Origin of the sequence: Streptomyces sp. NRRL S-1813, from assembly GCF_000719605.1 — a bacterium.
GTDB classification, from domain to species: Bacteria; Actinomycetota; Actinomycetes; order Streptomycetales; family Streptomycetaceae; genus Streptomyces; species Streptomyces decoyicus.
Genome location: NZ_JOHB01000018.1, coordinates 84,169 through 108,736 on the forward strand (window position 1 = coordinate 84,169; position 24,568 = coordinate 108,736).

20 protein-coding genes and 2 tRNA genes are annotated in these 24,568 nt (G+C 70.5%); 9 read left to right on the plus strand and 13 right to left on the minus strand.

Going from position 1 to position 24,568, the window contains the following annotated elements; genetic code table 11:
* Positions 1–6: 6 nt before the first annotated feature.
* Entirely contained in the window at positions 7–375 is a 369-nt protein-coding gene (locus tag IF67_RS0123960; RefSeq protein ID WP_030988911.1) for a cupin domain-containing protein, read from the plus strand.
* Between the two features lie 6 nt (positions 376–381).
* Here IF67_RS0123960 and IF67_RS0123965 read toward each other — a convergent pair whose 3' ends face one another.
* Entirely contained in the window at positions 382–645 is a 264-nt protein-coding gene (locus tag IF67_RS0123965; RefSeq protein WP_030988913.1) for a DUF397 domain-containing protein, read from the minus strand.
* On the minus strand, positions 636–1,490 hold the full coding sequence (locus IF67_RS0123970; protein WP_030988916.1) for a helix-turn-helix domain-containing protein: 855 nt from the start codon (positions 1,488–1,490) through the stop codon (positions 636–638). Before IF67_RS0123970 ends, IF67_RS0123965 begins: the two co-directional genes overlap by 10 nt.
* Before the next feature lie 112 nt (positions 1,491–1,602).
* On the opposite strand from IF67_RS0123970, the gene IF67_RS0123975 reads away from it, so the two are divergent.
* The 4 genes from IF67_RS0123975 to IF67_RS43850 all read left to right on the plus strand — a co-directional run bounded on the left by IF67_RS0123975 (position 1,603) and on the right by IF67_RS43850 (position 4,069).
* Positions 1,603–2,016, plus strand: a complete 414-nt coding sequence (locus IF67_RS0123975; protein WP_030988918.1) for an ATP-binding protein — start codon at positions 1,603–1,605, stop codon at positions 2,014–2,016.
* 375 nt (positions 2,017–2,391) lie between these two features.
* Positions 2,392–3,396, plus strand: coding sequence for a hypothetical protein (locus IF67_RS0123980; protein ID WP_037839756.1), 1,005 nt, complete (start codon positions 2,392–2,394; stop codon positions 3,394–3,396).
* A gap of 332 nt (positions 3,397–3,728) precedes the next feature.
* The gene (locus IF67_RS43845) at positions 3,729–3,887 is read left to right on the plus strand and encodes a hypothetical protein (RefSeq protein ID WP_158713149.1); all 159 of its coding nucleotides are present in this window, start codon (positions 3,729–3,731) and stop codon (positions 3,885–3,887) included.
* Positions 3,887–4,069, plus strand: coding sequence for a hypothetical protein (locus IF67_RS43850; protein ID WP_158713150.1), 183 nt, complete (start codon positions 3,887–3,889; stop codon positions 4,067–4,069). The genes IF67_RS43845 and IF67_RS43850 overlap by 1 nt, the downstream gene beginning before the upstream one ends.
* A gap of 18 nt (positions 4,070–4,087) precedes the next feature.
* Here the strand turns inward: IF67_RS43850 and IF67_RS0123990 are convergent, their stop codons facing one another.
* Complete coding sequence (locus IF67_RS0123990; protein WP_030988922.1) at positions 4,088–4,915, minus strand: response regulator; 828 nt, start codon at positions 4,913–4,915, stop codon at positions 4,088–4,090.
* Positions 4,912–9,348 carry a HAMP domain-containing protein gene (locus IF67_RS0123995; RefSeq protein WP_030988923.1) on the minus strand — a complete coding sequence of 1,479 codons (4,437 nt, stop codon included), beginning with the start codon at positions 9,346–9,348 and terminating at the stop codon, positions 4,912–4,914. The genes IF67_RS0123990 and IF67_RS0123995 overlap by 4 nt, the downstream gene beginning before the upstream one ends.
* Before the next feature lie 174 nt (positions 9,349–9,522).
* On the opposite strand from IF67_RS0123995, the gene IF67_RS0124000 reads away from it, so the two are divergent.
* Positions 9,523–11,340 (plus strand): SpoIIE family protein phosphatase, encoded by a 1,818-nt coding sequence (locus IF67_RS0124000; protein ID WP_234341284.1) that lies wholly within the window; start codon positions 9,523–9,525, stop codon positions 11,338–11,340.
* 43 nt (positions 11,341–11,383) lie between these two features.
* On the opposite strand, the gene IF67_RS0124005 is transcribed toward IF67_RS0124000, so the two are convergent.
* Positions 11,384–11,623: a hypothetical protein gene (locus IF67_RS0124005; RefSeq protein WP_030988926.1), complete on the minus strand. Its 240-nt coding sequence runs from the start codon at positions 11,621–11,623 to the stop codon at positions 11,384–11,386.
* 500 nt (positions 11,624–12,123) lie between these two features.
* On the opposite strand from IF67_RS0124005, the gene IF67_RS0124015 reads away from it, so the two are divergent.
* A complete protein-coding gene (locus tag IF67_RS0124015; RefSeq protein ID WP_030988928.1) occupies positions 12,124–13,773 on the plus strand; it encodes a long-chain fatty acid--CoA ligase in 1,650 nt (549 codons plus the stop codon).
* Between the two features lie 169 nt (positions 13,774–13,942).
* On the opposite strand, the gene IF67_RS0124020 is transcribed toward IF67_RS0124015, so the two are convergent.
* Both IF67_RS0124020 and IF67_RS46010 read right to left on the minus strand, forming a co-directional pair.
* Positions 13,943–18,355: a PAS domain-containing protein gene (locus tag IF67_RS0124020; RefSeq protein ID WP_078889589.1), complete on the minus strand. Its 4,413-nt coding sequence runs from the start codon at positions 18,353–18,355 to the stop codon at positions 13,943–13,945.
* Positions 18,356–18,547: 192 nt separating this feature from the next.
* Positions 18,548–19,315 (minus strand): SSI family serine proteinase inhibitor, encoded by a 768-nt coding sequence (locus tag IF67_RS46010; RefSeq protein ID WP_030988932.1) that lies wholly within the window; start codon positions 19,313–19,315, stop codon positions 18,548–18,550.
* 242 nt (positions 19,316–19,557) lie between these two features.
* On the opposite strand from IF67_RS46010, the gene IF67_RS0124030 reads away from it, so the two are divergent.
* Positions 19,558–19,648 (plus strand) — tRNA-Ser (locus IF67_RS0124030).
* Between the two features lie 1,134 nt (positions 19,649–20,782).
* A tRNA-Arg gene (locus IF67_RS0124040) sits at positions 20,783–20,855 on the plus strand.
* 78 nt (positions 20,856–20,933) lie between these two features.
* Here the strand turns inward: IF67_RS0124040 and IF67_RS0124045 are convergent.
* From IF67_RS0124045 to IF67_RS0124070, 6 genes are all read right to left on the minus strand, one after another.
* Entirely contained in the window at positions 20,934–22,169 is a 1,236-nt protein-coding gene (locus tag IF67_RS0124045) for a site-specific integrase (protein WP_030988933.1), read from the minus strand.
* Complete coding sequence (locus IF67_RS0124050) at positions 22,157–22,366, minus strand: excisionase family DNA-binding protein (RefSeq protein ID WP_030988935.1); 210 nt, start codon at positions 22,364–22,366, stop codon at positions 22,157–22,159. Before IF67_RS0124050 ends, IF67_RS0124045 begins: the two co-directional genes overlap by 13 nt.
* A complete protein-coding gene (gene repSA / locus IF67_RS0124055; RefSeq protein ID WP_030988937.1) occupies positions 22,363–23,781 on the minus strand; it encodes a replication initiator protein RepSA in 1,419 nt (472 codons plus the stop codon). Before repSA ends, IF67_RS0124050 begins: the two co-directional genes overlap by 4 nt.
* Before the next feature lie 89 nt (positions 23,782–23,870).
* Positions 23,871–24,179 (minus strand): hypothetical protein, encoded by a 309-nt coding sequence (locus IF67_RS0124060; protein WP_030988939.1) that lies wholly within the window; start codon positions 24,177–24,179, stop codon positions 23,871–23,873.
* 23 nt (positions 24,180–24,202) lie between these two features.
* The gene (locus tag IF67_RS43165; RefSeq protein WP_107050285.1) at positions 24,203–24,358 is read right to left on the minus strand and encodes a hypothetical protein; all 156 of its coding nucleotides are present in this window, start codon (positions 24,356–24,358) and stop codon (positions 24,203–24,205) included.
* A gap of 17 nt (positions 24,359–24,375) precedes the next feature.
* Positions 24,376–24,567: a mobile element transfer protein gene (locus IF67_RS0124070; protein ID WP_030988941.1), complete on the minus strand. Its 192-nt coding sequence runs from the start codon at positions 24,565–24,567 to the stop codon at positions 24,376–24,378.
* Position 24,568: the final 1 nt, after the last annotated feature.

Sequence of the window (24,568 nt, forward strand, 5' to 3'; positions counted from 1 at the left end):
CATGGCATGACTCACTCTCCCGCGCCCGTCAATATCGCCGACAAGCTCTCGCAGTTCAGTGACCTGTGGTCGCAGAAGAAGATCGCCGACGTCAACGACTACGAGGTCAAACTCGCCAAGTTGAAGGGCGAGTTCGTCTGGCACACGCACGAGGACACCGACGAACTGTTCCTGGTCATCAGCGGCCGGCTCACCATTCAGCTCAGGAACGGCGATGTGGTGCTCGGCCCCGGCGAGCTGTTCGTGGTTCCCCGAGGCGTCGAACACTGCCCGGTGGCTGACGAGGAGACCGCCATCCTGCTCCTCGAACCGACCGGCACGCTCAACACGGGCGACGCGGGAGGGCCCAGGAGCAAGACGCCAGAGGCCCTCTGACGCGTGTCAGCGCCCGGCGGCGGCGTACGCGACGAAGTCTGCCCAGGCGGCGGGCCGGAGGTGGAGCTGCGGGCCGTGGGGGTTCTTGGAGTCGCGGATGTGGATGGTGTGGGGGGTGGGGGCGACTTCGATGCAGTCGTTGTTGTCGCTGCCGCTGTAGCTGCTCTTGACCCAGGCAACCTCGACGCAGTCGTTGTTGCTGCTGCCGCTGTAGCTGCTCTTGATCCACACCAGCGCGGAACCGGAATCGCCAGAAGGCCTCAGTGCCATGTCTCTCCCCGCAGCTTCTCGACGAAGGTCAGCGACTCCCGTGGAGTGAGAGCCTGGGACCGGATGATTCCATACCGTAGTTCGAGGACCTGCACCTCTTTTGGCTGCGTCACCAGGCGGCTGGTGAGCTGCGCGTCCGAGTACCCCACGGTCGATCCATCCCTGAGCTTCAGCAGTTGAATCTCGCCGCTCATTCCGGCGTGATCCTCACGCTCCGTCGGCATCACCTGGATCTCGACGTGCCTCAACCTTCCCAACTCTAAGAGGTGTTCGAGCTGACGCCGCAGCACCATCTTGCCCCCGATGGGCCGCCTCAGTGTGACCTCTTCTTGGACGAATGTCAGTGTGGTGAGCGGCTTCCGGCCGAAGATCTCTTGCCGCGCCATGCGTGCCGCTAGATGGCGTTCAAGGTCGTCCTCGGCGAGCGTGGGGCGTCGCACGTCATACAGCGCGTGCGCGTACTCCTTGGTCTGCAACAACCCGTGGACGTTGTGGTTGGCGTACGCCCCGATCTCGACCGCCTTCGCCTCCAGCTTCTCCAGATCCCGGACCTTCTTCGGGTACCGGGCCCGCTCCAAGTCCTTCTTCATGGCAGCGATTTTGCCGCCCGCGCCCAGCACCTCATCGGCCTTGTCGAGAAGCTCGGGACGCGGGATACGCACACCGCGCTCGATCTTGTAGATCAGGTTTTCCCCGTACCCGAGGGCCTTCCCGAACTCGGCGGCTCGCAGCCCCGCGGCCTCGCGCCACACCTTGAGCTGCCGCCCGACCGCTTCGACGACACCCCGTGACTCGTCTTCCGGATCGAGGTCCCAACCTGCCTCGTCCGCGCCGTCAACACTCATCCGTTCCACCTCCTGGACCGCGCGGTACAGCCCTGGACACCCCGGGGACAGTGACCGTACGTATCGGCGCTATCACTATTCAGCGTAAGCACGCACGACCACGCTGAGTGACGTGAATCAGGAAATCGCCGAGCACAAGCTCACGTTCCACGTCCAGCTGTCCGCCACCCGCCGGGGCGCCCGTCTCGCGCGGCTTCTCGCGACTGAGCAACTCCGGTCCTGGGGGCTGCCGTTCGAAGATCCGGCTCAGGTCATTGCCGAGCTGGCCGCGAATGCCGCGTCGCACGGCCTCGTACCGGGCCGGGACTTCCGCCTCGCCGTCCTGTCCGACGCGGACACGCTCCGTATCGAGGTGACGGATGCCCGCGGTGACCGGCTCCCGGACCCACAGGATTCAGGCCTACGGGAATCGGGTCACGGCCTGACCCTGGTCGACGCGCTCGCCGACCGCTGGGGCACCCGACGGGGACCGTTCCCCTGCAAGACGGTCTGGGCGGAATTCGACCTGCCGATGTGGGGTCGATGAGACGGTCGGCCGCCCGTCAACCGGAGGCCGGAAAACCGGGCTTCGGTGTGCCGCGCGCCGGGGTTTCGGCCTGTAAAAGACCCCATAACCCCAGGTACAGAAACCGACCCCACCCAGCCCAACCGACCCTGGACTCCCCGCCGCCATCACTCACTCGGGTGATCCACGACCGGAAGACTGGCCTCCGCAGCCCCCGCCCATGCACTCTCGGTAACAACGACCCCAAAAACCCGCAGACATGCGACGGCCCCCGGCCGGGACTGGCATCCCGATCGAGGGCCTGACCACCGAGGAAGTAGAGGCTTCCTGTTGGCTGAGCAGCAGTTTAATGCGCCTGCGCGCGCCCGGTACGACGTTCACCGATCCCCGTCCGGCGTGCACAAGGTCACCGAACACCAGGACCCCGGCTACACGATCGTCGGCAATCACCTCACTCAGCACCGGTCCCTGTCCGGCCTGGCGATCGGGCTCGCCGCCTACATCCAGTCGCTGCCCGAGGGTGCGCCGGTCGACATCCGTACGCTCGCGAAGAGGTTCCCGGAGGGGCGGGGGCGGATCGCGGCCGCCTTACGGGAGTTGGAGGCGTACGGCTACCTCGAACGGGTCCGGCGGCGCACCGATGACGGACGGATGGTCACGGTCACGATCTCGTACAACAACCCAGCAGCCACCCGCGCCCGCCGCGCCCGCGAGGACGCCGCGCAGACCAAGCGCCGCACCGCCGTCGAACCACCCCCTGCCGCTCCGGCCCCGTCACCGGCCCCGGCCCCGACCCTGTCCCCGGCCCTTGAGCCTCCGCGCGGACGAACGGAGCCCACACCCCCGCCGCACCGACGTCCCACTCCCCAGCCACCCCAGCCACCCCAGCCACCCCCGGTCAGGCATCCGTCGCAGCCGTCCCCCGTACGGCAACCGCCGCAGCCCTCCCACGCACCGCAGCCCTCCCACGCACCTCAGCTTCCGCAGCTACCGGAGCCCGCCACCCGCGAGCACCACACCCCGGCCGCCGCCCTCCTGGCCGGCCTCCGCCGTGACGATCCCCGCCTCCTGCTCTCCGTACGGGATATCCACCGCCTCACCCCGCCCGTGGCCGTTTGGCTGGAGCGCGGCGCGTCCCCGGACGCCGTACGCAGCGCCCTGACCACCGGCCTCCCGCCGACCCTCCGCCACCCGGCGGCTCTACTCGCTCACCGGCTCGCGGAGCTCCTGCCGCCACCCCTCCCGGCGGCAACCCCCTCCACCCCCACGGCCCCACCACCCCCACTCCAGACCTGCGACGGCTGCGAGCGTGCCTTCCGCGCCCCCGTCCCGGGCCGCTGCCGCGACTGCCGTCAACCGGGGCAACAGAGCAGAGAGCCGCTGAGCATGAAGTCGAGCTGAGCGCTCCGGCCGGCAGGCCGGCTGTTCTTCCTTGGCCTGACGCGCCATCGGCCAACAGTCGAGTGAACTGCCCATGTTTTACCGGCAGTTGAGAGTTCCCGTACCGCACTTAGCAACGGGCCTGCGTCTACGGATAGTTGGACATCGAGTTATCAGTCAGTCGAAACGCCACCATTAACTGCCACGTGAGAGTTTCACAAAATCATCACGCTCAAGATCCGCTCAACGCGGGTTCCGGATACCGCTACCAGCTAGTACTTTCGTTGATGACCAAGAGGGCGCGGTATCTGACCCATGCCGCCCTGAATGATAGTTGAATCGGGGATAATTCGATGAAGAGTTTTGCCTCGGGGGCGATCCGTGGGGCCGGAGCGCTGACCGTCGGCCGCTACGTCAGCAAGGGCGTGGCCAAGGACATCGCGAGCAAGGCCGTCGTTGCCGGGGCGACCGGCTGCCTCTCCTGGCTCGCCTGCGGGCTTAGGGAATTCTGATGGCCAAGGTTGTATTTACTGTTCTCTGGGCCGGTGTGGTCATTGCGGTGAACAGCGTGCTGCATGACTTCATCTGGGCTGAGTATCTGTCGACATTCGCACTGGGTGGAATTTACGCCTTTACTGTCGACAAGGTGCCGGGACCTCGCGGCAAGAGCACCCAAGAAGGCCCGGGGCTGTAACTTTCCCGGCGTCACTCTTCAAGTGCCCCGGTTCACCATCAACCGCCCCACCGCCTGCTCCAATTCGGCGATGCGGTCGGCGAGACGCTTCTTGTCGGAGCCTTTTGCGTCACGCAGGAGGAGCTCCACCTCGGCGAGCTGGCCGGCGATGTCCGCGAGGCGGGAGGTGTCGGAGGCGGGCGCCGCGGGCTGCGGGGGCGGCTCGGGAGGCGGCTGGGCACCGGGGCCTTCCGGGGGAATGGGAGGGCGCTCGGCCGACACCGGGGGTGACATCGCCGGCGACCCCGCGGGCGCGGGCGACGGCGCGGGCGCCTCAGCTCCGGCAGTGGTCGCGGCCGTGGGTGTCGTCGTAGGCGTAGTCGTGGCGGGTGGTGGGCCCTCGCTCCCGGGGTGATCGTCCGATGTCAGCAGACGCTTCAACTGGTCCGCCTGGGCCGCCAATTGGCGGTTCTTGCGGTGGAGGTCGAGGAAGACGTTCACCTTCGTGCGCAACAGCCAGGGGTCGAAGGGCTTGATGAGGAAATCGGCGGCGCCGACCGTGTAGCCGCGGTAGGCGTAGTTCGGGTCGACCGAGGCGCCGGTGAGGAGAATGATCGGAACGTCCTTCGTCTGGTCCAGGCCCTTGATGTTGGCGGCGGTCTCGAAACCGTTCATGCCCGGCATCAGCACATCGATGAGGACGACCGCGAACTCCTCGCGCAGCATGGCCTTGAGGGCCTCTTCGCCGGATCGCGCGCGGACCACCTTCTGGCTGAGGGAGCCCAGCACGGCTTCCAGTGCGACGAGGTTCTCCTCCATGTCGTCGACGATGAGGATGCCGGCTGAGCTGTCCGGTGCGGTCGTCATGAGGGCTCCCCCGTCGGTCCCTGGTCGGCCTGGTCTGCACTCTCGCCGTCGTCGGCGCTCCGGGGGCTGCCGGAACTCCCGGCGGTCTCTGCGGTGTCGGAACTCTCCGGGTTCTCCGGGCTGTCGGGATCAGAGGTTGTGGCCGCGCCGCTCTCCGGGCTGTCGGGATCAGGGGGCAGGGCCACGCCGCAGTTCTCCGGGTCCAGCAGGCCGCAGATCACGGTCAGCAGCCGGTCCACGTCCACCGGTTTGGGGATGTAGTCGTTGGCCCCGCTCTCGATCGCCTTTTCGCGGTCGCCCGGCATGGCCTTGGCGGTGAGCGCAATGACCGGCAGGCCCGCGAATCTGGGCGCTTGTCGGATCGCCTTGATCATCTCGTAACCATCCATTTCGGGCATCATGATGTCCATCAGCACCAGCGATACGTCCGGCGTCCGGTCGAGGACCTCCAGGCCCTCGCGGCCGTTCTCGGCGTACTTGACACGGATCCCGACCCGGCCCAGTACATGCGTGAGCGCGAAGACATTGCGGATGTCGTCGTCGACGATGAGGATGCGGCGGTTGACCAGTACCTCGCCGGGGCGACCGCTGAGCCAGTCCTTGAGGCGGGTGGTCTCGGGCCAGGTGACATCGCTGCCGTCGGGGGAGCGGGATCCCAGGTGCTGGGTCTGCTCCTGCTCCGTCTTGGTGGGGAAGACGTCACCGGACGCTGAGCTTCGCGCGGTCGAGGTGCCCGCGGTGCTGGGCGCGGCCGTGAGCTGTTCGGCCAGGACGGGGCGCGCGGGGCCGGCCTGTGCGGTGCTGTCCGCGGGGCGGGTCGCGGCGGTGGGGCTCGGGGCGGGGAAGGGGCCGGTGTAGCGCGCGGGCACATACAGGGTGAAGGTCGAGCCGACGCCCGGCTCGCTCTCGGCGATGATCCGGCCGCCGAGCAGCGAGGCCATGTCGCGGCTGATGGAGAGGCCGAGGCCGGTGCCGCCGTATTTGCGGTTGGTGGTGCCGTCGGACTGCTGGAACGCCTCGAAGATGCCGTCGAGTTTCTCCGGTGAGATGCCGATTCCGGTGTCCTTCACGGAGAGCGCGATGACGTCGTCCGCGGTGCGCAGCGACTCCTCCTCGAATTGCGTGCCCGGTACGCGCTGGACGATGAGTTCCACGCTGCCGGAGGAGGTGAACTTCACGGCGTTGGACAGGAGGTTGCGGAGGATCTGCTGGAGGCGCTGTTCGTCGGAGAAGAGTTCCTTGGGGACGTTCTCGCCGACCTTGACGTCGAAGGTGAGGCCGCGGTCGACGGTGAGCGGCTTGAAGGTGGCGCGGACGTAGTCGAGCAGCTTGATCAGCGGCAGGGCCTTGGGGTGGACGTCCATCCGGCCGGCCTCGATCTTCGACAGATCGAGGATGTCGTTGATGAGCTGGAGGAGGTCGGAGCCCGCGCGGTGGATGGTGACGGCGAACTCCACCTCCTGGCCGGACAGCCGGCCGTCCGGGTTGTCGGCGAGGAGCCGGGAGAGCACCAGCAGAGAGTTCAGCGGGGTGCGCAGCTCATGCGACATGTTCGCCAGGAACTCCGACTTGTACTGGGAGGAGGTGGCGAGCAGGGCCGCCTTCTCCTCCAGCTCGGCATTCGTCAGCTGGAGCTCGTCGGAGCGCTGGCGGAGTTCGGCGGTCAGCCGCTGGGATTCCGAAAGCAGGGATTCCGTACGGGAGTTGGCGATGATGGTGTTGATCGAGACGCCGATGGTGTTGACGAACTGGTCGATGAAGGCGAGGTGGACGTCGCTGAACCGGCTGAACGATGCCAGCTCGATCACGCCGAGCACCTGGTCCTCGAAGAGGATCGGGAGGATGACGATGCTGGCCGGGGCCGCGGCGCCGAGTCCGGAGCTGATGGTGATGTAGTCGGGCGGGACGGCCTCGACGACGATGCGCTTCTTCTCCATGGCGGCCTGGGTGATCAGGCCCCAGCCGGGGGTGCCCAGGCGCAGCCGCGGCAGGGAGCGGCGGCCCTCGGGCTGCCCGGTGCCGTATCCGGCGATCAGCTCCAGGCCCTCGCCCGGCTCGGCGCCCGCCTCGGCCAGGAAGAACGCGCCGAACTGCGCATTCACCAGCGGGGTCAGCTCGCGCAGGATCAGGTCGGCGACCTCGACCAGGTCGCGGTGGCCCTGCATCAGGCTGGCGATACGGGCGAGGTTGGACTCCAGCCAGTCCTTGGCGCGGGTGGTCTCGCGGAGGTTGGCGACCATGAGGTTGATGTTGTTCTTCAGGGCCGCGACCTCGCCCTGGGCGTCCACGGTGATCGAGCCGGACATGTCGCCCTGGGTGACGGCGCTCGCCACCTCGGCGATCGCGCGGACCTGCGTCGTCAGGTTCAGCGCCAGCTCGTTGACGCTGGTGGTCAGCCGCTTCCAGGTGCCGTAGACGCCCTCGACCCGGGCCTGGCCGCCGAGCTGGCCCTCGCTGCCGACCTCGCGGGCCACCCGGGTCACCTCGGAGGAGAACGAGGACAGCGTGTCGACCATCGTGTTGATCGTCGTCTTCAGTTCCAGGATCTCGCCGCGGGCGTCGACATCGATCTTCTTGGACAGGTCGCCCTTCGCGACGGCGGTGGCGACCTGGGCGATGTTGCGGACCTGGGACGTCAGGTTGTCGGCCATGGAGTTGACGTTGTCGGTGAGGTTCTTCCAGACGCCGGAAACGCCATGGACCTGGGCCCGGCCGCCCAGCCGGCCTTCGGTGCCGACCTCGCGGGCGACGCGGGTGACCTCGTCCGCGAACGCCCGCAGCTGCTGGACCATCGTGTTGACCGTGTCCTTCAGCTCCAGGATCTCGCCACGGGCATCCACATCGATCTTCTTGGACAGATCGCCGTTGGCCACGGCCGTGGTGACCTGGGCGATGTTGCGGACCTGCGAGGTCAGGTTCAGCGCCATGAAGTTGACGTTGTCGGTGAGGTCTTTCCAGACCCCGGAGACGTCCCTGACCTGTGCCTGACCGCCCAGGTTTCCTTCGGTGCCGACCTCGCGGGCCACGCGGGTGACCTCGTCGGCGAAGGCGGAGAGCTGGTCGACCATCGTGTTGATCGTGGTCTTCAGCTCCAGGATCTCGCCCTTTGCCTCCACGGTGATCGTCTTGCCGAGGTCGCCCTCCGCGACGGCGGTGGCGACCAGGGCGATGTTGCGGACCTGCGACGTCAGGTTGTCCGCCATGAAGTTGACGCTCTCGGTGAGGTCCCTCCAGACCCCGGACACGCCTCTGACCTGCGCCCGGCCGCCCAGCCGCCCTTCGGTGCCGACCTCGCGGGCCACCCGGGTGACCTCGTCGGCGAAGGCGGAGAGCTGGTCGACCATGGTGTTGATCGTCGACTTCAGTTCCAGGATCTCGCCCCGTGCGTCCACGGTGATCTTCTGGCTCAGATCGCCGTTGGCCACGGCCGTGGTGACCTGAGCGATGTTGCGGACCTGCCAGGTCAGGTTGGACGCCATGAAGTTGACGTTGTCGGTGAGGTCCTTCCAGACCCCGGAGACGCCCCTGACCTGCGCACGGCCGCCGAGCTGGCCCTCCGTGCCGACCTCGCGGGCGACGCGGGTGACCTCGTCGGCGAACGCCCGCAGCTGGTCCACCATCTTGTTGACGGTGAGCTTCAGCTCCAGCAGCTCGCCGGTGGCCTCGACCGTCACCTGCTGGGTCAGGTCGCCGGTGGCCACCGCGGTCGTGACCACGGCGATGTCTCTGACCTGCGCGGTCAGCCGCGACGCCATGGTGTTGACCGCCTCGGTCACATGGAGCCAGTCGCCGGAGAGCCCCTGGACCTTGGCCCGGCCGCCCAGCCGGCCTTCGGTGCCGACCTCACGGGCGACCCGGGTGACCTCGCCGGTGAACAGCGACAGCTGGTCGACCATGCGGTTCACCCCGCTGCCCAGCCGGCGCAGATCGCCGCGGAGCTGGCGGTTGCCGTCGTGCAGATCGACCCGCTGGGTCAGGTCGCCGTCGGCCACCGCGTCCAGTACCCGGGTGGCCTTGGCGAGCGGGACCACCAGCGCTTCGAGGACGGTGTTGGCCGCCTCGATGTTCGTCGTCCAGGTCCCCTGGCCGGGGCTGGCGGTGATCCGCTCGTCCAGCCGGCCCTGCCGGATGATCTCGCTGCGTACGCGCTGGAGCTCGGAGGCCAGATGGGCGTTGCGGGCGACGACCTGGTTGAAGACGCCGGTCATGTCGGCCAGCACGCCATCCGTGGAGGATCCGTCCTGCGGGATCTCCACGCGTGCGCTGAAATCACCGTCGCGCAGCGCATTCATCGCCGCGAGCAACGGCCGTAGCTCACTGGTCCGCACCCACTGCCCGTCGTGCCGGGAGTCGCGGGGCTGCGGGGGCTCAGCGGGCTCGGGAGGCTCTGGGGGCGGAGAAGCAGGCTCGGGCCGGGACGGGTCGAGCGCCATGGCACACCATCCCCCCAGTGATCGATGTGGAGAAGCCGGTCGGGCAGAGAGATCCATTTGGGCAGATATGACATAGTATAAAGCGCTTGTAATCAGTTTTTCCCGGCACTTTCAGGGGGCGCAGTGGTACCGCTGTCCTCCCCGTCCACGACGGAAAGCGTGTCCCGGAAAGGCTTGCCCGCGAACCAGCTCGCGGCCGCCGGCGCACGTAAATTCGTGCGCGCGCTGCTCATCGAACGGGCGGGTGCCCCACCCGCCACGGCAGGGCCCGGTGCGGCCGCGATCAGCTCGGAGCTGATCAGCGACGCCGTCCTGCTCACCAGCGAGCTGGTCACCAATGCCGTGATGTACGCCGGTACCGACATCGATGTGACCTGCCGCCTGGAGCACGACCGGCCGCCCGCCGAGGGCGACGGGGAGCGCCGCCCGGCCAAGGTGGGATTGGTGCTGGAGGTCTCCGACCGCCATCCCGCCCGGCGTGTACGCGGCGGGGTGGACGCCCGCACCGGAGAGCCGGGATACGGCCTCCAGCTGGTGAGCGCGCTGGCGGAGTCCTGGGGCGTGACCTACCGCCGGGCCGTGAAGACCGTGTGGTTCCGTCTGGAGGCCACCGAGGGGGACCCCAGGCGCATCAGTGCCGTGCCCAGGGCCGAGGCGCGCACCCCCGAGCCTCCCCTTCGTCCGGCCCACCTCCACCCCGTGGCCCCGCGCGGCCGCCCGCACAAGTTCGCCGCCGAATGGGCCGACCGCGGCGGGCCGTCCTTCCTCGCCGAGACCAGCGAACTGCTGGCCGGGCAGCTCGACCAGGACATGGTCACCGCGCTCACCGCCCAGCTGCTGGTGCCCCGGCTCGCCGACTGGTGCGCCATCTGGCTGAGCACCGAGGGCGGCGGGGTGCAGCTCTCCCGGGTCTGGCATGTCGACGAGCGGCGGATCACCCCCCTGCGGGCCGAGCTGGAACGGGACCCGCCGGCCGACATCGTCAGCACCGCCGGCACCCCCTGGCCCTGGCCGGAATGCGCCGGTGCGGACCTCTCGGGCGGCTCCGCGCTCGCCTTCCCGCTGATCGCCCGGGACACCGAGCAGGGCATGCTGCTGCTCGGGCGGGCCGGGCACCTCCAGATGACCGACACCGTGGTGCGGATGGTCGAGGACGTGGCACGCCGGGTCGCGCAGGCCGTCTACACCGCCCGCCAGTACACCCGGCAGACCACGATCAGCCTGGCGCTCCAGCGAAGGCAGCTGCCCGCGACGCTCGCCAGCATCCCCAGCGTCGACACCGCGATCGTCTACGAGCCGCACGGCGAGGGGCAGACCGTCGGCGGCGACTTCTACGACGTCTTTCCGATGGGCGACCGCCGCTGGTGCTTCCTGCTCGGGGACGTACAGGGCAAGGACCCGGAGGCGATGTCGGTGACCGGCCTGGCCCGCCATCTGGTGCGGCTGCTGGCCCGGGAGGGGCATGGCGTCGAGTCGGTGCTCGGCCGGCTGAATCTGGCCATGGCCGAGGAGAGCGCGGAGGCGGTGGAGCTGGGCGGCGAACAGGCCACCTCCCGCTTCCTGAGCCTGCTGTACGGCGAGCTGGAGGTCGATCCGGGCGTACCCGGAGCCCGCTGCACGGTCGCCACCGCCGGCCATCCGCCGCCGCTGCACATGTTCGTCGACGGCGCCGTGGAGGCGGCCTCCGACCCCCAGATGCTGCTCGGCATCGACGGGGGCACCGAATTCCACGCCAGCACCTTCCGCCTCGCACCGGGCGAGACGCTGCTGTGCGTGACCGACGGTGTCACCGAACGCCGTTGCGGCAACTGGCAGTTGGACGACAACGACGGCCTGATCGAGGTGATGCGGGACGGCATGGGGCTGGGCGCCAAGGCCCTCGCCGAGCACGTACGCCGCGCCGCACACGACTTCGGCACCGGCCCGGTCGAGGACGATCTGTCGGTGCTGGTCCTCCAGGCGGTGACCCCGGCGGCCGAACGGCGCCCGTGAGCGGCCGGCCGGCCCACCGGGACGGGCGGTCAGCGCCGCGGCATCAGGACCTGCCGTCGGAGTGGGTGAACACCGGCCTCCCGCCGCCGGAGATCACCCCGCCGCCCATACCGCCGACGGGGTCGAACTGCCCGCTGAACAGCGGGCGGCCGAGCGAAAGGCCGTCGCCGGAGGACCGTTGGGCCTGTGCGGCCTGCGGCGCCGCCTGAGCGACACCGGACGCGAGGACGCTGAGACCGCCCAGGGCGGCAAGGACGAGGCAACGACCGAGGTGGGGGCGCATAGGACGCTCCTTCAGTAGAGGAACCCAGTAGCCGAGTGGCTGAGTAGCCGACTAACGGAGTGACCCGGCGCTGAGTAACCGCCTGCTGACTAACCGGGTGACCGCCGGCGTGCTGTTCCCTCCGGACACCGCACAAGCAACGTGCCGCAAGAGTCATCCCTGCGGGTGAAGGCTGCTGGGGGCCTGACGTGGATCACGGCCGTCCCGGCGGCGGCTTCACCGGGAGCTGGATGCGTGACGACACACTCGACTACGGGCTCCATCGGGTCCTCGACGGTCTGGCGGGCCGGATCGGCCGCAGGGTCGACCGCGGGGACGGGTAGGCGCGCGACGCCGCGAGGGGGCTCGTTGTTCGTTGCCGTGCGCCCGGTGTGACCCCGCGCATGGCCACATTCCGGCATGAGCGGGTAAGAACACACCCCGGAGGGCGTGACATACCGATTGGTATGCGCTGACAATCTCAGCACCACTACCCGCCCGTAACAAAGCGGAGGCACCCGGTGCTCAGCACGATGCAGGACGTACCGCTCACCGTCTCGCGAATCCTGGCCCACGGGGCGACGGTTCACGGCGAGTCGCAGGTCATCACCTGGACCGAGGGAGAACCGCACCGGCGCACCTTCGCCGAGGTGGGCCGCCGGGCCGCACAGCTGGCCCATGCGCTGCGCGAGGAGCTGTCCGTCGCCGACGAGGAACGCGTCGGCACGCTCATGTGGAACAACGCGGAGCACCTGGAGGCCTATCTCGCGATCCCCTCCATGGGGGCGGTGCTGCACACGCTCAACCTGCGGCTGCCCGCCGAGCAGCTGGTATGGATCATCAACCACGCCGAGGACCGGGTCGTGCTCGCCAACGGCACCCTGCTGCCGCTGCTCGCCCCGTTGCTGCCGCAGTTGCCCAACGTCGAACACGTCGTGGTCGTCGGCCCCGGCGACCACTCCCTGGTGGCGGGCGGCCGGGCGCGGGTGTACGACTACGAAGAGCTGATCGCCGGGCGGCCGGAGAGCTACGCGTGGCCGGAGACCGACGAGCGGGAGGCCGCGGCGCTCTGTTACACCTCGGGGACCACCGGCGACCCCAAGGGCGTGCTCTACAGCCACCGTTCGCTCTATCTGCACTCGATGCAGGTCAACACCGCCGAGGCGTTCGCGCTCACCTCGCGCGACATCACGCTCCCCGTCGTGCCGATGTTCCACGTCAACGCCTGGGGCCTGCCGCACGCCGCATTCATGGCCGGTGCCTGGCTGCTGATGCCGGACCGCTTTCTCCAGCCCGCGCCGCTCGCCGAGATGATCGAGACCGTACGTCCCACCATCGGCGCCGCCGTGCCCACCATCTGGCAGGGGCTGCTCGCCGAACTGGACGCCAAGCAGCGCGATGTCAGCTGTCTGCGGACCGTCGTCATCGGCGGCTCCGCCTGCCCGCCCGCCCTGATGCGCGGCTTCGAGGAGCGCCACGGCATCCGCGTCGTCCACGCCTGGGGCATGACCGAGACCTCCCCGCTGGGCAGCGTCGCCCACCCGCCGGCCGGAGTCAGCGGCGACGACGAGTGGGCCTACCGCGCCACCCAGGGCCGCTTCCCCGCCTCCGTCGAGGCGCGGCTGATCGGCCCCAACGGCGAACAGCTCCCGTGCGACGGCGTGGCCGCGGGCGAGCTGGAGGTCCGCGGGCCGTGGATCGCCGGTGCCTACTACGGCGGCGCACAGGGCGAACCGCTGCGCCCCGAGGACAAGTTCAGCCCCGACGGCTGGCTGCGCACCGGCGACGTCGGCACCATCACCGCGAACGGCTATCTCACGCTGACCGACCGCGCCAAGGACGTCATCAAGTCCGGTGGCGAATGGATCTCCTCGGTCGAGCTGGAGAACCACCTGATGGCCCACCCGCATGTCGCGGAGGCCGCGGTGGTCGCCGTACCCGACGACAAGTGGGGCGAGCGGCCGCTGGCGACGGTGGTGCTCACCCAGGGCGCGACCATCGGCTACGAGGAGCTGAAGGCGTTCCTCGGCGAGCGGATCGCGCGCTGGCAGCTGCCGGAGCGGTGGGCCGTGATCCCGGTGGTGCCCAAGACGAGCGTGGGGAAGTTCGACAAGAAGGTGCTGCGCCGGCAGTACGCCGAGGGCGAGTTGGACGTGACGTTGCTGGCGTGAGCCGGCGGCCGGGCGTCCGCGGGTGGGGCGCCCGGCCGGTCTGCTGTCGGTGCGTACGGGGCCGGGCGGTGGGTGTACGGATCCAGACGGTCCGTAGGGGGCGCTTCGGCAGACCCCAGCAGACCCCGGTCACTTCCCGCTGCCCGTGGTCAGGCCCTTCCGCCCGTGGTCAGTTCGTCCCGATCTTGGCGAGCAGGTCGACGATCCGGGCCTGTACCTCGGTGCTCGTGGAGCGCTCCGCGAGGAAGAGCACCGTCTCGCCGGCGGCCAGCCGCGGCAGCTGCGCCGGGTCCATGTCGGCGGAGGTGTAGACGACCAGCGGTGTGTGGTCGAGCAGACCGTTGGCGCGCAGCCAGTCGACGATCCCGGCCCGTCGGCGGCGTACCTGCATCAGGTCCATCACGACCAGATTCGGCCGCATCTGCGTCGCGAGATTGACCGCGTCGGTGTCGCCGCCGGCCCGTGCGACCTGCATCCCGCGCCGCTCCAGCGACATGGTGAGGGCGCCCGCGATGTCGTCGTTCTGCTCGATCAGCAGCACCCGCGGCGGATGGACGTCACTGTCGCGCGGGGCCAGCGCCTTGAGGAGAACGGCCGGGTCGGCGCCGTATGCGGCCTCCCGGGTGGCCTGCCCCAGACCGGCGGTCACCAGCACCGGGACCTCGGCCGCCCCTGCCGCCTGGCGCAGCGACTGGAGCGCGGTGCGGGTGATCGGCCCGGTCAGCGGGTCGACGAAGAGCGCCGCCGGGTACGCGGCGATCTGGGCGTCCACCTCCTCGCGGGAGTTGACGATCACCGGGCGGTAGCCGCGGTCGCTGAGTGCCTGCTGGGTGGCGACATCCGGCGCCGGCCAGACCAGCAGCCGACGCGGATTGTCCAGCGGCTCCGGCGGCAGCTCATCGTCCATCGGCATCGGCTGACGGTCCATCACCTCTATGGCGCCGTTCGGACCGTCCAGCGGTTCGGGGCCCTCGCTGCCCTCGTCGGGCGCGGAGATGGCAAAGGCCCGGCCCTCGCCGGCATCCATCAGACGCGGCTGCGGCTGGGACTGCGCCGGGGGCTGGGCAGGGGCCTGGTGCGGGGCCGGTGGCCTGGGCGGCTGCTGAGGCTGCTGTGCTCCGGGGTGCGGACGCGCCTCGGGCGGCAGGGAATCGGCGGCCGCCGCACGCTCGTTCTCCTGCGGTGGCGCGGCGAGCTTACGGCGGCGGCCCGAACCGGCGGACGTACCGCCGGGCGGGGTGCTGCCGGGCGGCACCGGCGGGCGCTGCTGGTCGGCGATCTGCTGGGCGAACGGCACGCCCTGCCCCAGCGTCCGCACGCTGAACGCCCGCCCGTGGGAGTGCCCCGCGGCGTGCGCGTCGTCCTCGGCCGCGGGCGGCAGCGGCTGACGGTGCGGGGCGGCGGCGGGCCCGCCGTGCGGGGGCACGGGCGCCTGGCCCCCGGCCTCCTCGGCCGGGCTGGGGCGGCCGCGCCGACGGCCGGTGGGGGCGGGAGCGTTGGGCTCCTGGGGGTCTTGGGGCGCGACAGGTGTGCGGGGTGGCTGGGGCGCGTCAGGCGCTGGAGACGCAGTGTCCGGCGCCGGGGCGATCCCGGGCGCCGTGCCGGTGGCCGTACCCGTGGACTCGGCCGGTTCGGTGGGCTGCGCCACCAGCCCCTCCGGGCCCGCCACGAACGTGCCGGACGACTCGGAATCGGCCATCGCGGCCGCCGCGCGCTCCTCGGCCGCGGCCCGTCTGGCCCGTCGCCTGCCGGTCGGCTCGCCGTCCCACTCTCCTTGCGCACCAGCGGAGTGGGCGGCTGCTTCCAGCTCGTATCCCGGCTGTCCCTCGGCCACCGCACCCTCCGGGCCGCCGGCCACCGGCCGACGCGCCCGACGGCGTCCCGTGCCGCCGCCGTCCTGCGGCCCGGCCGCCTGCGCGGGCACCTGGTCGGCGGTCGCGGGCACCGACGACTGCGGGGTCCGGTCCGCCGCGGCGGGCGGCAGCGCAAAGGCGGTACGCGCACCACCCTGCTGCTGCGCCCCGGAGGCGGCCGTGGATGCCCGGCCCCGCTCACCCTGCGCGGTCCGCTCGGGCGCCTCGGCCAGCGCCCGGCGCGCCCGCCGGCCGCCCGGCTGTACGGGGCCGAGGCCCTGGGGCCCGACCGGAGCCTGCGCCTGGCCGGGAACGTGCGGCTGTCCCGGGGCCGGGGTCTGTCCCGGAATCTGCGGACGGGCGGCAGGAACCGGAGCAGATCCGGACGCGCCTGCGGGCACGGAGACCGGCGCCGCGGCCGGCGCCGCGGCCGGCGCCTGCGCACCGCCCGGAGGCGTCGCCCCGGAACCCTGCGTCCCGGCGGCGGCCTGGCCGTGGCCCTGCGCGCCTGCCGCTGGCCCGCTACCGGGCTGCTGCCCCGACGGCTGACTCGCTTGACTCGCTCCAGGAGGGAGCGCGGGCAGCCCGCCGCCCTCCTGGGCGCCCTGCCGGGCCCGGCGCCGTCCCGACGGCGGTACGGACTCGGCCCCCGCCATGCCCGGCGGCAGCCCCGTACCGTCCGCGGCCGGCCGCCCGCCCTGCGTACCTCGCGCGGCGTCACCGTGCTGCGGATACGCCCCCCGGCCGCCCTCGGCCGCCCCGGGACCCGTTTCACCCTGCGGACCGTCGCCCACGGCACCGTGCGGAGTGCCGGACTCCGGCCCCGCGCCCGCTGCCGTGGCCGGCCCGCCCGGATGCGCGCCCTGCTCGGCGCCCGAACGCCGCGCACGCCGACGGCCGGTCGGCTGCGCCCCGCCCGCCTGGGCCGGCACCGCCGCACCGTGCTCCGCACCACCGCCACCCAGCGGCTGACCGGAACCGCCGGAACCGCCCGACCCACCGTCACCGCCGGGGTGGCCGTCGTCGCCCTCATGGCCCTCGCCATCCGGCCCCTGGTCACCGTTGCCCGTGTCCGCCGCGTCCGACGTGTCCGCAGCGTTGCCCCGGGTGCCCCGCGCATGGGCGGCCGGTACCGGCATCACCGTCGTCTCGTTGCCGGTCGGCCCGTCCATCCGGTCCGCGCCGCCGGTCGCGCCGTCCACCGTCGTGCCGTCCGCCGCCACCGGCAGCTCCAGCACATACGAACTGCCGCCCGCGCCGGGCCCGCCGCCGGGCACCTCATGCGTCTGCATCAGCCCGCCGTGCTGCCGCACGATCCCGCGGACGATCGGCTCATGGACCGGGTCGCCGCCACCGTACGGACCGCGCACCTCGATCCGTACGACATCCCCGCGCTTGGCCGCCGCCACCACGATCGTCGAATCACCCGGGATCGGCCCCGAACGCCCGCCCGCGGCAGCCTCACCGGCCGACATCCGGCCCGTCGAGTCCACCCCCGCGACATCCGCGATCAGATGGGACAGCGCCTGGGCGATCCGCTCCGCGTCGACCGTCGCCTCTATCGGCGGCGCATGCACCGCGAACTGCGCCCGGCCAGGACCGATCAGCTCGATCGCGCCCTCCACACCGGCCGCGACCACCCCGTCCAGCGAAACCTTCGTGCGGTTGAGCTTCTCCTTGCCGGAGTCCAGCCGCTGATAGCTCAGGACGTTGTCCACCAGCGTCGTCATCCGGGCGTGGCCGGCCGCGAGGTGGTGCAGGATCTGGTTCGCCTCGGGCCACAGCTGCCCGGCCGGGTCGGAGGCGAGCGTGCCCAGCTCGCCCTTCAGCTCCTCCAGCGGCCCGCGCAGTGCCTGGTCGAGCACCGCCAGCAGCTGGGTGTGCCGGGCCGCCAGCGCGTCGAAGGCACGGCGGTCGGTGAAGGTCATCACCGCGCCGACGAGCTGATCGCCGTCCCGCACCGGCGCCGTCGTCAGATCGACGGACACCGCCCGCCCGTCCTTCGCCCACAGCGCCTGCCCGCGCACCCGGTGCTTGCGCCCGGACTTGAGCGTGTCGGCCAGCGGGGTGTCCTCCCACGGCAGCGGCGAGCCGTCCGCCCGTGAGTGGTGGATCAGCGGATGCAGCTCCTTGCCGCCCAGCTCGCTCGCCCGGAACCCCAGGATCTGCGCCGCGGACGGATTGACGAGCACGACCTTGCCCTCGGCATCGACCCCGACCACACCCTCGGCCGCGGCCCGCAAAATCATCTCGGTCTGCCGCTGCTGGCGGGCCAGCTCGGTCTCGGTGTCCAGCGTCCCGGTCAGATCACGGACGACGAGCATCAGCAGCTCGTTGCCCGTATAGCCGTTGCGGTGATCGGCGTACGCGGCCTCGAAGGCGGACTCGTACGGGGTGCGGCCGTCCTCCAGGTTGGCGCTGGTGACCTCGACCAGCAGCTCGGTCCCGTCCGTACGCCGCGCGACCATACGGGTCGGCTTCGTCCGGCCGCCCTCGACGTCCTCGTCCCGGCGCCGCATGGAGCCCGGGATGCGCTTGGAGTCGAAGGAGGGCAGCAGATCGAGCAGCCCGCGCCCCACCAGGGCCGTGCCCGGCGCCTCGAAGGTCTCCAGCGCGATGGAGTTGGCGTTGACGACCGTGCCGTTGCAGTTGACGAGCAACAGCGCGTCGGGGAGGGCGTCGAGTATGGCTGCGAGGCGAGCAGCGCCTCGGGATGGCCTGCTGCTCACGACGACGCTTCCTCCCTGTTACCGCACCTTGCCGACCCACCGTGGCGGATCGCTGGAATGGAGTCTACGGGCACTTGCCCCTGGCGCGGAGGCGGATGACGAGGAGGTAATGCCACGGCTCTGTGCGACTCACCGCACGCCCGACATGTGCCCCTCGTCCTGACCTGGCGCGCTACTACGGCACGAACCGGGTCATGAACTGGTCGGGGGGAGCAGGGGTTCGAAGCGGCCCCAGCGGCTGATCTCACACCCATTGGTGCGCCGGAAATCCGCGTTGACGGGACGCCCCGCCCAGGTCCCGGTGACATGCGCGGTGGCCGGGCCGCCGTACATCATCGTGCAGTTCGTGCCCAGCGGTACGGGCGCGAACGGGTCCCTGCCCCACATCGTCATCCCGTCCAACTTCTTGCAGGCGCGCTTGACGTGAGGGTGGTTGCCGCGGCCGGGGTGGCAGTACAGCTCGAAGGTGCCGTCGGTGGCCGCCGAGCCGGAGTCGTGGACGGTGACGGTCAGGTGGTCGATGGCGGCGTGGTCGCGCCCCGGTGCGCCCTGACCGGCGCCAGGCCCGTGACCGGTGAGGGCGGGGGCGGCAGTGAGGGGGTGGGTGCCAGTGAGGGCGTGGGGGGCGGTGGGGGCGCCGAGGCCGGCGAGGGCGGGGTGACCGACGACGGCTGGGGGGTCGGCGAGGGTGGAGTGACCCGCGATGGCTGGGTGACCGGCGAGGGCGTGATGGCCCGCACCGGTGATGCCGTTCCCGGACCGGTGGTGCCGCAGCGGGATCGGAGCGGCCGAGGCGACGGGCGCCGCCAGGGCCAGCGCAGCGGTGACGGAGACGACGGACACGGCGGTGGTGGTGGAGAGGCGGCCCGCGGCGGCAGTGGTGGCGGAGAGACGGGTCACAGCCGTGGTGGCGGCGCTGGCGGCCGCGGCGAAGAGGGATGACGTCCGGCGGTGCGGCATCACAGGCTCCTGAGAGGCGAGTGCGAGGCGGTACGCGGTACGTACACGCCGGGGGCGCACGACAACGCGAGTTGCCACGGCCCCGACACCTCTAACGCGCTGCCGCCCCCGACGTTGCGCCGCAGGAACGTCTTTGCCGGGTGGCCCGCGCGCCTAGTACCGTAGGGGGCGATTGGTGACAGCCCTGGGAGCTGTGCCATCATCTGGACACGCCACAACGTGCATGCGCGTGTGGGGTGTGTGGAGGCGTCGCCTAGTCCGGTCTATGGCGCCGCACTGCTAATGCGGTTTGGGGCTTACCCCCCATCGAGGGTTCAAATCCCTCCGCCTCCGCTCCTCTTCGTTCAGGCCCCGGTCATCTCCGACCGGGGCCTGAACGCTTTTTTGTGCGGCACGGGACGATCTTCCCCGCCGGCCGCGAAGCGATCTTCGCCGTACGGCGCGAGGCGATTTTCTCTGCCCGGGGCCGGCGCCGGGGTCAGGACCGGTGTCGGTGTCAGGGCCGGGGCCGGGGCCGGGGTCGGTGTCGGCGCCTGGGCTGGGCACGGGATCTAGGCGTACGGGAACCGTCTGCGCGCAGGAACGGGAACGGTCTCAGCTCCCGGAAACGATCTCGGCTCCTCTCCGCCCCCCAGCTCAGCTCAGCTCCGCCCCGCCCAGCTTCACCCTCGCGTCCGGCCCGCGCCGCGCCCAAGGTCCGACGACCGCCGCGCCCAAGGTCCGGGGCGATGCGCTGTCCACACCTGTGGGCAACCCGCCCCCGCCCTGCCCCCCCCACACACACCGGGCGCCACCCACCGGTCTACCTCTTCGGCGCCCACACGGCCGTCGGCACGGCCGTCGGCATGGCTTGGACTTCGACCCGGAGCTTCTCTACGTGGGAGCCCTCTTCCACAGCCTCGGTCTCACCGAGAAGCTCCGCACCTCCCAGCAGCGCTCGAGCTCGACGGCGCCGATGAGGCCCGCGCCTTCCTGACCGCCCGCGGCATCCCGCCGACCGGGCCCATCTGATCCGGGAGGGCATCTCCCTGCACACCACCCCGGAATTTCCCCACCACATGGCCCGAAGTGGCGCTCGTCACAGCCGGCGTCGACCTCGACGTCATCGGCATCGGCTACGAAACGCTCCCCCGGAAACCCGCGAGGCCGTCGTCGCCGCCCACCCGCGCCCCGACTTCAAGCGCCGCATCCTCCACGCCTTCCACGCCGGCCCGGCCCACCGCCCCCGGACCACCTTCGGCAATGTGAAGGCCGACGTCCTGGACCGCTTCGAAGAGGACTGCACCCGCCCGAACTTCGTCCGGATCATCGAGGACTCCCCCTGGCCCCACTAACCTCCCGAAGTCCCCCAGGGGAGCGTTTTCGCAGGTCAGAGGTGCTGCGGGCAATGGATTTCGCCTCACGGCACAGGTCATGTAATGTTGTTCCCGCAACGCCGACCGGCAAGAAAAACCGCCGGAAAGCCAAGCGCTCGTAGCTTAACGGATAGAGCATCTGACTACGGATCAGAAGGTTGCAGGTTCGAATCCTGCCGAGCGCACAGCAGGTCAAAGCCCCCGCCGGGTAACCCGGACGGGGGCTTTGTCGTGCCGTACAGCAGCGAAGTACAGCAACCGGGCTAACCGGTGCCGCCCATCGCTTCCGAGAGCTTGCCGAGAGCCGAGCGCACCTCTTCCTCACTCGCCTCGGCGTAGACCTCCATCGTCATCGCGATCTGTGAGTGCCGCAGGATCCGCTGAGCGACCTTCGGATGGACGCCGAGGGCGACCAGGAGCGAGCTGCAGGTGTGCCGGGTGTTCCGCAACGGGATGACACGGAGGCCGGCGCGACGGGTGCGGAGAGCGAACATACGAGTGAGGTTCCCCGGCTCGATCGGGGTGCCGTACTTCGTCGTGAAGACCAGCCCGCGACTGTCCTGCCAGAGATCAGCGGACGCCTTCCGGTCCCCGATCTGCTGAGCACGGCGTATACGGAGAGCCTTGAGGCAGAGCGCGGGCAGCGGCAGGAAGTCGTCTGAGTCCTCCGTCTTGGTCTCCCGGTGGAGAATCTGACGCCCTGCCCGCTGGATCTGGTGGTCCACGTACAGCTCACCTGCCTCGAAGTCGATGGACTTCCAGGTGAGGCCCAGCACCTCCCCGCGGCGGAGCCCGAGGCACAGTACGAGCACCCAGGCCGCCAGCAGGGGGTCTTCACGGGTCACGCCGTCCGCGAGGAACTGACCGGCCTCAACGGCGGACCATGGCTTGATACGGCGGCGCCGAGGCTTGGGCACCTTCACCAGGGCGGCGACGTTCTTCCCGATCTCTTCCTCGGTGACCGCATGCGTCAGGGCGGCCCGCAGCGCGTCGCGAGCGGCTTGGATCACCCGGCGGGATGCATACGCCTCACAGCACTCTCCGGCAGCGCAGCAGCGCCGGCGGCTGGGAGCTCTCTTGGCGTCCTTCCCCTGGGCACAGCACTGGCAAGTGATCGTCAGCTTGGTCAGCCATTCGCGCACGTCCCGAACAGTGAGCTTATCCAGCCGTTTCGTGCCGAGGTGGGGAGCGATGTAGAGCCGAACGCAGCCCTCGTACGAGACGTACGACAGGGGTGCGAGGTTGGGCTTCACGATGGACTCAAGCCAGTACGCCAGGAAGGCGGAGACCGTGCGGTGTCGAGTAGCAACCGGACCGTTCTTCGCTTCCGCGTGAAGCTTGATCCACTTGTCGTGGACCTCTTCGCGGGTCTTGCCGTAGACGTACTTGCGCTTCTTCTTGCCGTCCGGGGTGGTCACCCAGGCGTAGGCGGCGAAGCCGTTCTTGTACGGGTAGATGGAGCCTTCGCCGTTGCCGCGCTTGCCACTCATGCCGACCACTCCGCTTCAGCCTCACGGGCCAGGCGCTCTACGTACTCATCCACCCAGCGCGGCAGGATGCGGCGGTTGCGGCCGTCCTTGACCGAATGGATCTCGCCGGTGAGCACGAGCATCTTGGTCTTGGACAGGCCGTAGCCGAGCATCTGCGCGACTTCGGCGGTGGTGTGCCACTTCCTCTCGATCACGGCGGTGGTCATGACCAGTCGTCTCCTTCGTCGGTTTGGAGGTCAGCGCGTGCTCCGCGTGCGGTCTCGCGGTTGGTCTGGATGTCGCGGGCGATGGTGGTGGCAAGGGCGGATTCGCCGGGGGTGTGGCCGTGGCCGGCGTACTGCCAGTCAGTCAGGACGAGGACGCTTTTCGGCTCCGGGGGTTCGAGGCCGAGGGCTTCGCGTTCCTGGGCGGCGCGGAAGTCGGCGCGGGCCGCACGGAGCTCGCCGAGGGTGATCGAGTAGCGGCGGGACTTAGAGGAGAAGTGGCCGCGGAAGCCGAGCATGTGAGCCCAGGCCCAGAGGCGACGGTCCGGGTAGAGCGGGTTCAGGGTTTTGCACGCGGTGATCAGACGGCGGGTGTGGTCGGGGACCTGGTGGCCGTCCAGGTCGGCGAGGTCGCCGATGCGCCGGTCCAGAGTGCCGGTGGTCTCGGCGGCCTTGGTCGCGTACTTCGCCACGTAGGAGGCCACCGCCTGCTCGGTGATGTCGGAGCCGTCGCCGAACGCCTTGACCGGCTGCACGTCCAGTTGCGTGCCCCAGCGGAAGGTCCGGGTGGGCTGGTCCCCGGCGGCCGGGGCCGTGACCGAGGTGTAGGAGTGCGCGGCGGCGGCGCGGATCGCATCGGTCAGCAGGTCGACGCTCGCCCAGGACGGCGGCGGTGTTCCGGGCCCGTCCGGTCCGTCGATGCGGATCACCCCGTGGAAGTGGAGGGCGCCGCGCTTCTGGAACTCGGCGACCTTGCCGTACGAGAGACGGGCGGATTCCTTGAGGCCACGTTGGGTGAGGCCGGCGCGGGCGGCCAGTTCGCGGCGGAGGCGGGTGGTGAAGCGTTGCCAGAGGTCGCCCGCGTGGTTGTTGAACAGGACGGCGGCGGCGTAGTCGTACGTCTCGGAGTCCAGGGCGGTGCCGAGCGCCGGATCGTCCGTGCGGTGCTGTGTGCCGCAGCGGCAGACACCTCGGTCGGGGCGATTGTGCACGGGGCCGAAGGATGGCGCGGTGAGGGTGGTGAAGACGCGGGGGTGGTCTCGGACGGCGGCTGGGATGGCGCGGCGGTCGTCTCCGGCCAGGCCGGCGCGGATGAGGTGGTAGGTGTCCCCGGCGTAGGTCCAGGCGCAGGCGGGGCAGCGGGAGGCACGGCGGTTGCCACAGGCGAGGCGGAGGCGTCCGCCGGGTTCGGAGGCGGTCGAGTAGTGGTGCAGGGTCTCGCCCGACATGCGGTCCTTGGTGAGGGTCCAGCCGGTGAGGTGGATCGGGTCGGAGCAGCCGCCGGTGCGGTGAATCTGGTCCGCCCAACGGTCGTAGTCGGGGGCCGAGGCCACCCTCAGCAGGTCGCCGAGGGTGGTCGGCTCGAGAAGCGCGTCCGACACGGGCGACCTCCCGCGTAGGCGGGTGCGGTCGGTCATGATGGGGGTTCCTTCCGGATCTGTGGTTCGGACAGGAGCACGGCTCCCGGGCGGCGGAGACTTGGCGGTTGAGGCCGCCCGGGGGCCGGTCAGCGGTGCGTGCGCCCGTGAGCGAGCAGGGAGCGGAGGACGACCGCGCAGACGGCGAGGGACGCCCCGATGAGGGCGACCGCCAGGAGCATCGAGACCAGGACGGCGCCGACGACCAGGACCACGGCTGTGCCACCGCCGACGAGGGCGAGCGCGGTGCCGGGCGTGAGCTGCACCGCGGGGCGAGTCGAGGGCTGAGCGACCGTGGGCGGCGGCGGGGTGTGCTGCACGGTGGCGATCGGTTCGACGGCGGACGGGGCGACGAGCCCAGTGGGCGTCGGGTTGGTCGGGATCTTGGGGCGGAACATGGTGGATCTCCCTTCTGTGGGCGTTACTTGACGACCGTGTTGATGGCGGGGGCCAGGAGGCTGTCCGCGAGGAGGTAGCCGCCGAGGAGGAACACAGCCACGAGCCACCAGGGCGGGCGGATGAGCTTGATGCCGAGGTAGCCGACGGCGATCAGGGCGAGCCAGAGCGGGACGTCCATGGGGTCTCCTCAGTCGGTCAGCGGACGATGCAGCGGTGGGTGCGGGCAGCGAGCTGGGCGGCCGAGCGGCTGGAGAAGTCGGCGGACCAGCCGCAGCTGTCGGCAGTGCAGACGGCGGCGTGCTTAGTGCGGCCGTGGCGGTCGCGGTAGGTGCCGATCTGTACGGGGCCGATTCGCATGACGGAGTGGAAGTGGTCGCGGGCAGGCATG